12 protein-coding genes and 1 pseudogene are annotated in these 14,246 nt (G+C 33.3%); 4 read left to right on the top strand and 9 right to left on the bottom strand.

All coding sequences use genetic code 11. The features are described 5' to 3' along the window. Positions 1 to 101: 101 nt before the first annotated feature. Positions 102 to 1,592, bottom strand: coding sequence for a xylulokinase (xylB, locus tag MHZ36_RS06650; RefSeq protein WP_239230487.1), 1,491 nt, complete (start codon positions 1,590 to 1,592; stop codon positions 102 to 104). Between the two features lie 178 nt (positions 1,593 to 1,770). Here xylB and MHZ36_RS06645 point away from each other — a divergent pair, with 178 nt between their 5' ends. Next, a complete protein-coding gene (locus MHZ36_RS06645; RefSeq protein ID WP_239230485.1) occupies positions 1,771 to 2,091 on the top strand; it encodes an antibiotic biosynthesis monooxygenase family protein in 321 nt (106 codons plus the stop codon). 273 nt (positions 2,092 to 2,364) lie between these two features. Here MHZ36_RS06645 and MHZ36_RS06640 read toward each other — a convergent pair whose 3' ends face one another. The 7 genes and pseudogenes from MHZ36_RS06640 to MHZ36_RS06610 form a co-directional block, all read right to left on the bottom strand. Then, entirely contained in the window at positions 2,365 to 3,288 is a 924-nt protein-coding gene (locus MHZ36_RS06640; protein ID WP_239230483.1) for an AEC family transporter, read from the bottom strand. A 428-nt stretch (positions 3,289 to 3,716) separates the two neighbouring features. Next, a pseudogene (locus MHZ36_RS06635) lies at positions 3,717 to 3,803 on the bottom strand (hypothetical protein); the annotation flags it as partial. Positions 3,804 to 4,056: 253 nt separating this feature from the next. Beyond that, on the bottom strand, positions 4,057 to 4,551 hold the full coding sequence (locus MHZ36_RS06630) for a DUF4064 domain-containing protein (protein ID WP_239230481.1): 495 nt from the start codon (positions 4,549 to 4,551) through the stop codon (positions 4,057 to 4,059). Between the two features lie 274 nt (positions 4,552 to 4,825). Next, positions 4,826 to 5,287, bottom strand: a complete 462-nt coding sequence (locus tag MHZ36_RS06625; protein WP_239230479.1) for a MarR family winged helix-turn-helix transcriptional regulator — start codon at positions 5,285 to 5,287, stop codon at positions 4,826 to 4,828. A 25-nt stretch (positions 5,288 to 5,312) separates the two neighbouring features. Next, entirely contained in the window at positions 5,313 to 6,746 is a 1,434-nt protein-coding gene (locus tag MHZ36_RS06620; protein WP_239230477.1) for a YhgE/Pip family protein, read from the bottom strand. Between the two features lie 240 nt (positions 6,747 to 6,986). Continuing rightward, the gene (locus MHZ36_RS06615; RefSeq protein WP_239230475.1) at positions 6,987 to 7,460 is read right to left on the bottom strand and encodes a peptide-methionine (S)-S-oxide reductase; all 474 of its coding nucleotides are present in this window, start codon (positions 7,458 to 7,460) and stop codon (positions 6,987 to 6,989) included. 233 nt (positions 7,461 to 7,693) lie between these two features. Beyond that, positions 7,694 to 8,767, bottom strand: a complete 1,074-nt coding sequence (locus MHZ36_RS06610; RefSeq protein WP_239230473.1) for a M20 family metallopeptidase — start codon at positions 8,765 to 8,767, stop codon at positions 7,694 to 7,696. A 230-nt stretch (positions 8,768 to 8,997) separates the two neighbouring features. Here MHZ36_RS06610 and MHZ36_RS06605 point away from each other — a divergent pair, with 230 nt between their 5' ends. Genes MHZ36_RS06605 through MHZ36_RS06595 form a run of 3 tightly spaced genes read left to right on the top strand, consistent with a single transcriptional unit; the run spans position 8,998 to position 12,664 of the window. After that, positions 8,998 to 10,437: an NAD-dependent succinate-semialdehyde dehydrogenase gene (locus MHZ36_RS06605; RefSeq protein WP_239230471.1), complete on the top strand. Its 1,440-nt coding sequence runs from the start codon at positions 8,998 to 9,000 to the stop codon at positions 10,435 to 10,437. Positions 10,438 to 10,458: 21 nt separating this feature from the next. Next, positions 10,459 to 11,874: a glutamine synthetase family protein gene (locus MHZ36_RS06600; RefSeq protein WP_239230469.1), complete on the top strand. Its 1,416-nt coding sequence runs from the start codon at positions 10,459 to 10,461 to the stop codon at positions 11,872 to 11,874. Positions 11,875 to 11,896: 22 nt separating this feature from the next. Further along, positions 11,897 to 12,664, top strand: coding sequence for an SDR family NAD(P)-dependent oxidoreductase (locus MHZ36_RS06595; RefSeq protein WP_239230467.1), 768 nt, complete (start codon positions 11,897 to 11,899; stop codon positions 12,662 to 12,664). A 275-nt stretch (positions 12,665 to 12,939) separates the two neighbouring features. Here the strand turns inward: MHZ36_RS06595 and eutH are convergent, their stop codons facing one another. Further along, on the bottom strand, positions 12,940 to 14,175 hold the full coding sequence (eutH, locus tag MHZ36_RS06590) for an ethanolamine utilization protein EutH (RefSeq protein ID WP_239230465.1): 1,236 nt from the start codon (positions 14,173 to 14,175) through the stop codon (positions 12,940 to 12,942). Between the last annotated feature and the right edge of the window lie 71 nt (positions 14,176 to 14,246).

The following is a 14,246-nucleotide window of genomic DNA, read 5'->3' as shown; positions in this document are numbered from 1 at the left end:
ACTTATTATGCAATTATTTTCAAGTTCAACTTAATTCATTTTGTAAATTATAAGTTAATTCTATGCTATAGCTTTCAAATTAAATTAGCAAGCGACAATTTTTATTTTTTTGATAATTCTAATAAATTTGCAGTTAATGTATGTGTTTGTGTGTAAACTTTTTTATAAACTTGAAAGTATTGTGTATATTGCTTATGATTGTCCAAATTAGGCTCAAAAGTCTGCTTGAAAGAAATAAAATTTTCGACAATTGACTCAATATTGTCATACCATTTCAAACCATTGATTGCGAGTATTGCTGCCCCCATACATGGTCCTTCTTCATACTTCAACTTATGGATTTTAGCATTAAACACATCTGCTTGTAACTGTAGCCAAAAATCGTTTTTTGCACCACCACCAATGGCTACAATTTCAGTAATTTCTTTTCCTTGCGCCCTCATAAAGCAAATTGTTTCAAATAATGAAAATGTAATACCTTCAATCACTGCACGTGCCATATCTCCTCTTGTATGTAATCCACTCAGACCAATAAAGCTACCCCGTATGTTTGAATCACCATGAGGCGTACGTTCACCTGATAAATAAGGCGTGAATAATAAACCATTACTACCAATTGTTGATAACTGCGCTTCTTTAAAAATTTGTTCGTACGAGAAATCGATCAATATATTACTGCGTAACCAATTCAAACTATCACCAGCAGCAAGTGTGACACCCATCACATAAGATTGATTGAAAAGTACATGATTAAAGAAATGTAAATTATTTCGATACCTTATCGTTGAGTCTGTCTCACAGCTTAAAATTACACCTGAAGTTCCGATACTACATAACGTTTGATCATTTTTTATAATACCTGCCCCTAATGCGCCACAAGCATTGTCACCGCCACCTGCAAAGACCGCAACATCCTCATTCAACCCTAACTCACGCGCTAAATCCAATGATACATTGCCAACGTATGCTTCGGATGCCACAAGATTCGGAAATATATCACCAACACCAAATATTTCCGCTGTTTCTTCAGACCAATTTTGTGTCTTAGGATCTAGCATCAGTGTACTGGATGCGTCCGAGTATTCCATATTCAACTTACCTGTCAGTTTAAATCGCACATAGTCTTTGGGTAATAAAAACGTTTCAATTTGATACCAATGTTCTGGTTCATGGTCTTTAATCCATAATAGTTTAGTAAGTGTAAATCCTTCCAATACAGGATTCGATAAAACATAGTCTCCCAACATTTTTTTAATTTCCGCACATTGTTCCGTTGTCCTTGTATCATTCCACAAAATTGCATTTCGAATTGGTTTATAATGCTTATCGAGAATAACAAGACTATGCATCTGACCAGATAATGACAAACCTTTAATATCTACATTTTCCATTTGTGGATCTTTTATAAGTTTGCTTATACATTTTTTTGTTGCTTTAAACCAATCATCAGGGTGTTGTTCATTGTATCCATTTTGAGGCTGTATGATTTCTAATTGTTCACTAACAGTTTGAATCACATCACCCGCTTTATTTACTGCTATGACTTTTACTGACCCAGTTCCTATATCTATTCCTAATACCGCTTCAATCATGCTCATCGTCCTTTTTCAAAGTATTTTTTTAATAAAAAATAGCATGTTATACTTTTTGATTTTTTATACGACATATTTATAACATGTTTAATTAAAAAATCAAATTCTAAAAATTTACTAGAGAAAAAATTTTAAAAATGCTAGCATTAATATAATATTTAACTTTAGGAGGCAGTACATGTTTATAACAGAAGTAGCATTTTCTACAAATAAAGAAAATGAAGAAAGACTATACAACAAAGCCAAAAAGAATTTAGCTGAATTAAATGACAACGTCAAAGGACTTATCAATGCTGAAGTATGGACTAAATCCAAGGGTGATGAAGTTGAATATGTCATCGTTAGTAAGTGGCAAGACAAAAAGGATTTTCAAACTTGGGTAGCACGACCTGAACATGTTGAAGAACATAAAGAAATGAATAAAAAAATTAAGTCTGGCGAAGCAGAACCAAGCCCATTTAAAAAGGTATTGAAACAATATTCAGTTGTTGAATTTTAAAATATAAAACAGTTTGGGACATAAATACCCAATCTCAAAAAAGAGGGCTAATCCTTTATGGATTAGTCCTCTTTATATTTAAAATCTTACGATTGTGACCGTGCATGCTTGCATGGGGTATGGTTCAACCTGTAATCTCTCACTCATACGATTCCCTTAGACATCAGCACGTTATAAAATCGGCACAATATATAGTTTGCTATTCAGAAAATAAGGCCCTTTCGTATAATTTAATAAACACTACTAAACTAAATTCGCTAAAGTTTATTTGATTTAAAACAATATTTTTGAGAAATATATGACAACAACGACTGTCACAGAGCTCAGTAACGTTGAAAGAAAGACAATTTCCGCTGCCAATTCAGGATGATTGTCATATTCTTGGGCAATGACTGAGCTATTCACAGAAGTAGGCATAGCTGACGTTATAAATAATGCTTGCGCAATTACACCTTCTAGTCCCATCAATGCAATTATTCCCCAGGCAATAACTGGACCAATCACTAATCGGACAAAAATAAAAGCATATGCAGCTGACCACTTAAAACTAAAGTTAATTCTTGCAATTTGTGCACCTAACATTAACAAAGCAATTGCAATCATTGCATCCGCGACATAATTTGCTGGTGTCCAAATGAATTTTGGTATTGGTACATGTGCATAATTTAATATAATTGCTGATAACAATGCATAAAGTACTGGCATTTTAAAGTAACCTAACATCGCTTTTAATTTACCAATACGTAGCGATTGAATAGCAAATACACCATATGAAAATGTGAAAATATTTTGCATTGATAATACCAACACTTGAACAGACATAGCCAAAGGGTCACCTTTAAATACAAGATCATTAACAGGTACCCCGTAATTTCCAGAATTGAAAAAGAGTACACTATTCGTTAATGTTGTGACCTCCCCCTTGTCACCCTTTGAAAACTTGGCAAGTAAACGTCCAATAATATATAGAATGATTATGTATAATACAAAAAATATAATTATGTAAAATAATAAACTAAGTGCAAAATGAGTTTTGTAGAATTTCACAAAAATAAACCCTGGCACAAACACGTATATATTTAATTTTGCTAAAGTGTTCAAATCTAAATCAAATTTATGCTGCAGTATAAATCCTAAAATAATCATAATAAAGATAGGCAATAATACCGTTTCTAATATATACAACATTTCACTCACAACATAACCCCCTTTTCTAGAAATTATACATGAGTTATAACCATTTGTAATAAAACCAATATAATATAACTGAAATTTGACCGGACAAAACAACTCCGACGCTATTATATAAATATTTTAAATCTTATCAATAGATCATGTGACAAACAACATTGCTAAATAGTCTAACTTATAATTAAAATACATCATTCTATGAAATACTGGTATACCAATGTTCTATCCACTACCGTTTGTCTTACGTCAGACAAACGGTAGTGTTCCTCTAGTTCCTTGAACACTACTTCAAAGACAACAAAAAAGAAGGTAGTTCTATCTGTTTCATGATAGTTCTTCATACATTGATATATTTAAATTAATATAAAAAAGCTGCTTAAGAACTGTAAATTTAGTTCTAAAAGCAGCCACTTTCATATATTATCCGTATTTTATTTTTTACGGTTTCTCTTTTTTTCTTCTAAAATTGCCATCACGATGAAGCCAACTACTAAAAGGGGTGATAGCATTACTAATACCATCATCTGTCTCACCTCATTTAAAACTGTGTAATGATTTATATAAAAGACGATGTTTCTATTTATTGTTCGATACTTTATCGACAACATCGCTTTAAACATTTCCCCCACTGTTTCATTGAGTAATATCACAATGAATAAATTAATCATAGCCCATTTATTGCTCTAAAGTCACTTAATATATACATCAAAATCATGTCAATATTTCAAATTAACTGATCTAGTTTATATTTCTATTGCATTTGAGAAAAATTTATTAATATTTATAGTCATTATTTGAATCTTTCTTATTTAATGAATCGAATGATGACAAATCATCTTTAAAGTTTGTCGTTGCTGCATTATTAGTATCGTTGTTCGTATTTGGCTTTCTAACAAGTAACATAATACCCGCTACAATCCAAAGAATTACGTTGATCCAATTACCTAATAATGATAAAACACCTGCAATAATTAATAAAATTGCTGCTACTTTAGCTTTTTTTCCAATTAATATCGCACCAATTAAACTAATTATTAGCACTACGATTCCGTATGCTAATCCAAATCCCAACAAGCCTAATATCATATTTATACCATCAGTAGCATTAGTCGTTGAGATGGTTGCATCTTCTTGTTGCATAGCTTGAATAGCCGATTGCTTGAATTCATTGTTGCCCATAAATGGAATCATTAACCCTATCGCTAAAACACCAATAATTTGTAACGCAACACCGATCCAAGCGAGGACTTTTTCTACTGTTCTTTTCATTTTAAGCACCTCCTGCTTGATTATTTAACTAATTTAAAATAAGACAAAACGCAAAGTAAAATCTATTTAAATAACAAAAATTTGTCAATATAAGTATACTAATCTCTTAACTATAAGTCTATTTCATATCTCGTTGAAAAATCAATATTATAGCTACCTTCCAATTAATCACGATAACAATTTGTTAAACTTCTTAGTTATATTTCTATACCCTTTAAAGTATAAGAAAAGCCATTAGATTATATTTAAATCTAATGGCCAGTCTATAAACAGGCTATGCTTTACGCTTATTCTCACTAAACGCATTCTCAATCATATATAGTTGATCGACAAAGTGTTCTACCTCTTCCAAAGTAAACTTATCGCCTATACGTTCTTTTACAGCTTTAGCCATCTTTGATGTTGCTTCTTGTAAAAAGGTTGCACCCTCTTCACTTAATTGAATCAATTTGATTCGCTTATTATCAGAATATGCTCTCTGAACATAGCCCATTTCTTCTAATTTCCCTATTCGCTTTGAAGCAGCCGTCTTAAATATATTTTGCAATGCTGCAAGTTCGTTAATTGTTACCTTGCCTTCTGTGTGAATTATTCTCATCGCTTCAATTTGTTCCCTTGAAAGCAGATTACTAACTCCCGTTTCTTTCACTACTTCGACAATTTCTTTATTCAACCTTAGCATAACAGTTTGAAATTTTGTAATAGCCTCTTCAATTTTGCTATCTACATGTTCCATTTATTTCTCCCCTTAAATTCAATGCTTATTTAAATTGCATTGAAAATGGTAGTCTGTCTCGTTTATTAAACCATAGTAGAATTAAGTATTGCAATAACATCATTACTACAATAATTCCGACTAATACGCCAACTACAAATGTAAAATTAAAGTGTCCTGCATTCGTAAATATCGCTTCTCTATAACCTTGAATAGCATAAGTCATTGGTGAGAATGGGTGAATCCATCTAAAGAATTTAGCAGACATTTCGATTGGGAACATACCTTCACTCGCACTCAGTTGTAAGATTAGCAAAATCATAGATAAGAATAAACCAATTCTATCTAAGAATAATCCTAAGAATGTCGTAATCGTGATTGCTGCAATTGCCCATAAAATACCTGTTATTAAAAATTGACCAATGTTATCAATAGACATATCAAACACGAAGATTACCCAACAACTCATAAATAAAGCTGCTAATGAACCTTGTACAATATATAGTAATAACTTACCTATTGCTTGTTTAATTGATAGTACATCTCTGTCTAATGTTTTTCTTAGTGGGTAGATAGCACTAAATGATACTGCTACTACAAATAAACTGACACTCGCCATATAAGGCACAATTGTTTCACCATATTTATCCGCTTCAGTTGGATTGTTTTCGTCTATTTTAGTTACTTTATTCAATGCCTTTTCATTTTTACTTTCAAATGATTTATCTTCTTGTTGTGAAATTGAACTGTCAATTTGTTGTTTCAATTTATCGTTATTCGCTTTTAATTGATTTAAACCATCTGTAACTTGTTGATTTCCAGACTCTAGTTGCTGTGCAGGTTGACCTACAGCTGGTTCTAATTGTTTCAAGCCATCTGTAACTTGTTGATTACCACTAATCAATTGAGATTCTGAATCTGACATTTTACCAAGCGCATCTGATGTATCTTGGTAACCAGACTGCGATTTTTTAGTTCCTGCAAACAATTGATTTAAATATTTAGAACGAATATCTTCTTTAAGTGTTGTTGTAACTTTATCAAGTGCTTTTTGTGCAGTTTGACTTTCAGTATAACTTGAACCAGGGTTAACTTGCGTTTCTAACTTAATTTTCTTAGGATGCTTATCTAATAATGTTGTTGTATTATGAGACGCATTTTTAGGAATGATGATTGTTCCAGCACTTTTACCTTTGTTTAACTCTTTTTGTGCTTTATCTTCCGAAACTTCTTGGAATTTAAAATTATCATTGTCTTTTAATTTATCGACTAAATCATCGCCGACTGTTACTTTTTTACCATTCATTTTCGCTGATTCATCCTGATTGACGACTGAAATTTTCAGCTGATCTGTCTTATCATATGGATCCCATATAGAACCTACGAAAAGGGCAACGTATAATAATGAAACTAATGCAATTGACACAAGGGATACAATTAACATCTTATTTCTAAATATAAATTTGAACTCATTGAACATATTTTGAACCTTCCTTTTTTAAAATTGTACACCCCATGTACTATCGAGGCAAAATGATACCCAATATTGTGGGTAGTTTATATTGGATATACTTTAATTACTATTAAATTTATTATGGGTGTATCCTTTTTCTATTAGTACACCCCATGTACATTCACAAATAATACGCGCATCTATTTTAGATGTCAAGGTTTCACAAATATTTTTAAAAAATAATTTTTTATCCGCGTTATGTCACTTTCACTGTTTATATTTATTTAATAAATACGTTGGAATGTGACAATAGTCGTCTTGATATTTTTCTAATCTATCTTGATGTACCTCTGCACTTTTAACATAATTACTTAAAGGTAAGACTTCAACCACAATTTTTTCTTTGTCTTCCCTACGTTCGATAAAGTGAGTTGCCACATTTAAATGTTGTTGATTTTCACTGTAAATACCTGTTCTGTATTTTGGCCCTACATCATTACCTTGTTGATTAACGCTATAAGGATCAATAACTTCAAACAACTGAGAAATTAATTGAGATACACTTGTTAATTCTGGATTAAATACTGTTTTCACGCATTCTGCATATCCATCATAAGCACCATCTAAGTTATTTGTAGTTCCATTAGCCCTTCCTGCTTCAGTTTCAATCACACCTGGCAATGTCTTTATATAAGCTTGGACACCCCAAAGACAACCACCTGCTAAATATATTGTTTCCATCTATTAACACTACCTTCTCTATTTCTATATGACTTTGTCTGAAAAATATGAGAGGTGGACATAAATTTTATCATCCAAAAATTTACATCCCCTCCGTTAAGTATGATTAACCTTTAACTAAACTTCATATCTAAATTTTTTAATTTAAAAATCGTCTACCTTATTAATGACATTGACAGTAATATACTTAGTGTAATTTACTATTAAATTAATAACAAATTAACCAATGATTATTACTTATCAAAGTCTTTGGAAAATTGCACTAAAATAGCTTTATATGCATCAATAGATTCTATTTCAACATATTCACCATCCCCATGCCATTCAGCACCTGTGGGTCCAAACTCAATAGCTGGAACCTCGAACCTAGAAAAATATCTTGTATCTGCAAATCCGTGTTGACCAAAAACAGCTACATCTTCAACATCTATAGTCTTCTTAATCGAGCGTACCAAGTTGAGTATATGCGGATGATCAACATCATTCTGAACTGAAGGACCTACCAAATGGACCTTAATTTCACCATCCGTAACACTTCTAACTTGAGATAGTATCTCCTCATAGTCTTGTGAAGGTAAATAACGAATATCATACGATACTTCACAAGTATCCGGTACCTTATTGTAGACGTCACCACCTGCTATTTTAGCTAAATTTATGGACGGCTGTGCATATATTTCTGTAGACGCCTTCGCAAATGGTAAGTCTAATATCGCTTCGTGTAACCTTAATGCTTTAGCAATTGCGTTTACACCTTCCCATGGTCTACTGCTATGCGCAGATTCGCCTGTTAAAGTAATATCAAACTGTAATATTCCCTTCGCTTGAAACCCTATCCCCATCTGTGTTGCTTCACCACAAACAACAAAATCTCCTAAATAACCTTCTTCTGTTAAGTATGCTGCACAATGTTTACCGCCAATTTCTTCATCCGATACAAGTTGCAATTGAACCGTTGTGTCACCTAAATCTACATCTCTCAACTCTCTCATCGCCACCATCATTGCACTTACACCTGATTTCATATCTGCAGCTCCTCTACCATAGACCTTTCCATCTTTCACTTGAGGAATAAATTGATGGTCTTTACCACTTACTACGTCCACATGCCCATTTAATATTAATTTATGCTTTCCTTCTCCGACTTCACACAACAACATTTTATAACCATCATTGGTCAATATTTGAGGTTCTAGTTGTTCTTTTTTTAACCATTCATAACAGTACATAATTGTCTCATTAGCTGTTTCTTTATTCGAACTATTATACGAAATCAAATCTTTCAATAAGTCTAAAGTTTTTGACATAAATAGTCCCTCCTTCAAGGGTTGAATTTTCACACAGTATAATTTATTGTCTGAAAATTGACAAGGTTTTGAAAATTTAGTAATATTTAATCAACTTGAGAGACAAACTGTCTCATGAGAGTATTTTTATTTTTACAAGTAAATACATATAAAGCAAAGAAGCTTATACAAACGCCGATTCATGTCGTGTTGTATGAGCTTCTTTTTTATATTCAAAGGAGGATTTTTATATGGACGATAATTATAATCATAATTGGATTAACGGAAATAAAATCACTTCAAATGAATCTATTTCTGTAACCAATCCAGCGACAGGTGAACTGATTGGAGAAGTACCAAAAACATCTGAAAGCGACGTTAATGATGCAATTCAAGCAGCATACAGATCATTTAAGATTTGGTCTAACTACACTGCAGAATACCGCGCCAATATTTTAGAACAATGGGCAAAAAATCTATTAACTAAGCAAGATTATCTCGCACAGATCATGAGTGAAGAACAGGGCAAACCCTACGCTGAAGCATATGGAGAAATTGGTGTATGTGCAAAATTTATTCGCTGGAATGCCGAAGAAGGTAAACGCATCTACGGAGAAATCATACCACCTTCTTCAACTCAGCAGCGTATTTCAGTAATTAAGCAACCTGTTGGTGTCTGCGGTTTAATTACACCATGGAATTTCCCAGGTGCAATGATTGCGCGTAAAGTTGCACCTGCTTTAGCAGCTGGCTGTACAGTTATTGTAAAACCTTCAAGTGAAACGCCACGTATTGCAATCGCAATATTTGATGAATTAATGAATACAGATATAGACAATGGTGTAGCGAATATCGTGACAGGAAATTCATCTATGATTTCAAACACATTATTTAGTAATCCAAATGTACGTAAAATCTCATTTACTGGTTCAACTGCTATTGGTAAAACCTTGATGAAACAAGCTGCAGATCAAGTTAAAAGAATTTCACTAGAGCTCGGTGGCAATGCTCCAACAATTGTCTTACCCGACGCTAATTTAGATAGTGCAGCCGATGCTATTGTGGAAAATAAATTTGAAAATACAGGGCAAATGTGTAATGGCATCAATACTGTACTTGTACATGAAGACATCAAAGATGCAATAACTGAAAAAATCATAACTAGAGTACAACAATTAAAAGTTGGCATAGGTACAGATGAAGGTGTTCAAGTTGGTCCATTAATCAATAAAAGCGCAGTTGATAAAGTCGAGCAGCTAGTTGAAGATGCAACAAAAAATGGAGCGACCATAAAAGTTGGCGGCCATAAATTACCTATTTCAAGCCATGGGTTATTCTATCAACCTACTGTCATTACTAATGTGCAACATACAATGGCTATTGCACAAGATGAAATTTTCGGACCAGTAGCACCTATCATTACATTTAAAACAATAGATGAAGCGATAGGAATTGCTAATTCATCTCAATTTGGCTTAGCTGCTTACTTCTTTTCAAATAATATCAACACAATATATAAAATGAGTGAAGAATTAGAATTCGGTATGATCGGAGTAAATGGTACACAGCTTAGTGTTCCACAGGCTCCATTCGGTGGCATTAAAGAAAGCGGTATGGGACGCGAAGGTGGACATCATGGATTAGAAGGTTTCCTAGAATTGAAATATATCTCATTATCATTACAAGAATAATTGCTAAAGGGGCTAGATATTATGATTAATGAAATTCATGAAACAAATAGTAATAATAATAATGTAACTGGAAGTATTTCTAAGGAGAAATTACTAGATCTTGTTAAAAACGAAGCAATCGATACAGTTGTCCTTGGATTTTGTGATATGCAAGGTCGCCTAATGGGCAAACGTATTACTGGTGATTTTATTTTAGAAAATGATATTTCAGAAGGTACACATTTTTGTAATTATTTATTAGGCACTAATTTCGAAATGGATACAGACGATGGCTATGAATATATGAATTGGGATAAAGGCTATGGTGATTATTTAGCCAAACCTGATTGGAATACTTTAAAAGTAGTTCCTTGGCTAGATAAAACTGCTTTAGTATTCTGTGATGTCTATACAGTAGACGGTGAAGAACAAATTAAAATTGCACCAAGAAATATATTAAAAGAACAAATTAAAAAAGCCGAAAATTATGGCTTATCTCCTCATATGGCTAGCGAATTAGAATTTTATTTATTTAATGATTCATTCTCAAATATAGATAAAAAAGGCTACAGTAAGTTGGAACCTGCTGGTCATTTAAACGAAGATTATAACCTTTTACAAGGATCTAAAAATGAACCTATTTATCAAGAGATACGTAAACAAATGCATTTGATGGGCATTACAATTGAATCATCTAAAGGTGAAGCCTATAAAGGACAACACGAAATCAATTTAAAATATTCGGATGCTTTAAAAGCTGCAGACCAACATTTGATGTTTAAACATGGGATGAAAGAAATATGTATCCAAAATGACAAAGCAGTTACTTTTATGGCTAAACCTTATGCAGAATGGACAGGGTCAAGCGGCCATATTCACCTTAGTATGATGGAAAAAGGGACTCATAACAATGCATTTTATGCTGGTGATCATGCTGAAAATCCAATATCGGATACGATGAAACATTTTTTAGCAGGTATTATCAAATATACACGAGATTTCGCGTTAATGTTTGCACCTTATGTTAACTCGTATAAACGATTCGCACCTAATTCATGGGCTCCAGTAAGTATTGCATGGAGTAGAGATAATCGTTCTGCTGGTTATCGTATGGTTGGTTGCGGTAATGCATTACGTTTTGAATCTCGTATATCTGGTGCCGATATGAATCCTTATTTAGCATATTCTGCACTAATTGGTGCTGGTTTATATGGCATAGAACATAAACTATCCTTACCTGAAGAATTAAAAGGAAATGCTTATAACCAAGATTCAATAGAACGTATTCCTTCCTCATTACACGAAGCAATTATCACTTGGAAAGAAAGTGACGTAGTCAAAGAGGTATTAGGTGAAGATGTGGCTCAACACTATTTGCATGCTGCACAATCAGAACAGAATGACTTTGATTCTTACGTTACAACATGGGAGCGTTCTAGATATTTCGAACAAAGCTAATAACGATATGGAGGAAATGACTATGAGATTAGAAAATAAAGTTTGTATAATAACAGGTGCTGGTGGCGGTATGGGTAAAGAAGCTGCGAAACGATTTGCAAAAGAAGGCGGAAAAATAGCGGTGTTCGAAAGAGATAGTCAGGCTGGTAAAAACACAGTAGATGAAATTCTTCAAGACGGTGGACAGGCTTCTTTCTTCCAAGTCGATATCGCTAATGAAAATGATGTAAAGCAAGCCGTAGTAGATACCGTTCAAACTTATGGCAAAATTGATGTGTTATATAATAACGCAGGTGTAATGCCAGAAGCAGACAATTCAGTAGTCAATACAAGTGAAGAAATATGGGATTTAGTCATGAATATTAATGTTAAAGGCATCTTCTTTATGACAAAATATGTTATTCCTGAAATGGAAAAAAATAATAGTGGCTCAATTATTAATATCGCATCTTTCGTTGCAGAAATGGGGTGCTCCGTGCCACAAGACGCGTACACCGCTTCTAAGGGAGCCGTAGTATCACTTACAAAATCACTCGCTATCCAATTTAGACCAAAAGGCATACGTACTAATGCAATCAGTCCTGGACCTATAGAAACACCGCTCTTAATGGAATGGCTTGTTTCTGATGAAGACGCTAAAAAAGTTCGGTTAGGAAGACAACCTTCTGGACGCTTTGGAAAGCCTGAAGATATTGTGAACTGTGCACTGTACTTAGCTTCGGATGAAGCTGATTGGACTAATGGTGCCAATATTAATGTCGATGGTGGAATAACAGCTAACTACTTTTAACAGTTCATCTTATCCATGCTCATAAGGGTTATACATTAAATAACGACAATTCATTGTTCTTAAATCATGCGCTATCCTAACTAATCTGGGATGACCTTGATTCTAAAAATAAGCTGAGACACAATTCATGTCCAGCTTATTTTTACGTAATGAAACTGCCCGACGTCTTATTTCTAAATTTCAGAATTGAATTCATCTATCTGAAAATTTAAAAACAGATTTTAGCATATTAACCTATACTAAAATCCATCTCATTGAATGACTATAATGAAAGCCTAATTATTTTTGTACTCATCTAAACCAATAATACCGGTTTGTCGATCAATTCTTTCTAATTTCTTCGCTTTTGTTAAACATAAAATATACGCAAATAAGATAGACAGTATACCGGCACTCAATTTTCCGATTAGCACCGCCGGAATCAATGACGGTTGAAAATTTGCAGTATAAGATAAATGGTCACCTAATAAAAATGCAGAACTAACGCCAAAAGATATATTAATGACTTTATCTTTCGGAGGCATATCTTTAATTAATTTAAACATTGCAAGTATATTTGCGATCGTGGCAATAATTCCGGCACTTCCCGCTTCACTTAATCCAATCTTTCCTCCAACTTGTGTTAATCCATTAGAAAAATATTTTCTAATTAAATAAACCATAGGAAATGCACCTGATAGCATTATCGCAATATTCCCTGCATTTTCTAACGCTCTAAAGTTGTCTTCCTTATCAGCCATAATCGGATCAAATCCCCATACACCAAAAACATTTGTGAAAAAACCTGTAAATATCTGTACAACAGAAAATACAAAGACAAGTTTTATACAAGTATCCAATATTTTTCCAAAAATGATAAAAAGTTTAATCATCAAATCTGAAAAGAAATATAGTCCTATTGCCGTAATAACTACGAAAATAATCAAAGGCAATAAATTTAAAAATACTGAAGTAAAACTGATTGAAAAGACATGCGTTGCGGCACCAGTCGTACCTACAAATGTCCTAACTTTCATATGACTAAATAACATAATAGCAGTTGAAACAAAGGCTCCAAACGGTATTGCTAACAAACCTGAAAGAATACCTAATGCCATATACTTATGATCTCGTTTATCAAGCATCGGTAAGCCTAATGGTATTGTAAATACAATTGTTGCTCCAGCCATAAAGCCAACAATCATTGCCATTATCCATCCTTCATAACTTTCCTTTAAAACATCTGCCAATTGGTATCCACCCATATCTGTAGCCAATATTGATGTTGCAGCAATTGCTGGATCCGCCCCAATTTTATCAAACATCGGTCCAAACACATGTTCAATAAATTTAGAAATAAATGGTATTGAGGCCATAATACCTGCTGAATTAGCAAAAATAGGACCAATCGTATAAATACCTTCCATAAATTCTTTACCTATACCATGTTGGGCATCTTTGATTGCCCCGAAAGCGCCTAGAACTGCACAAATCATAATAATATATATAATTATCGTACCTATATGTTCCATATACTCCACCCCTTTGTTTCATACTCCAAATGCACAAAAAGATGCCTATTTGTTCTAACAAATAAGCATCT

The organism is Staphylococcus sp. ACRSN, assembly GCF_022346615.1.
Taxonomy (GTDB): domain Bacteria; phylum Bacillota; class Bacilli; order Staphylococcales; family Staphylococcaceae; genus Staphylococcus.
Note: the sequence above shows the minus strand (reverse complement) of the source record. Positions and strands in the feature narration are given on the sequence as shown.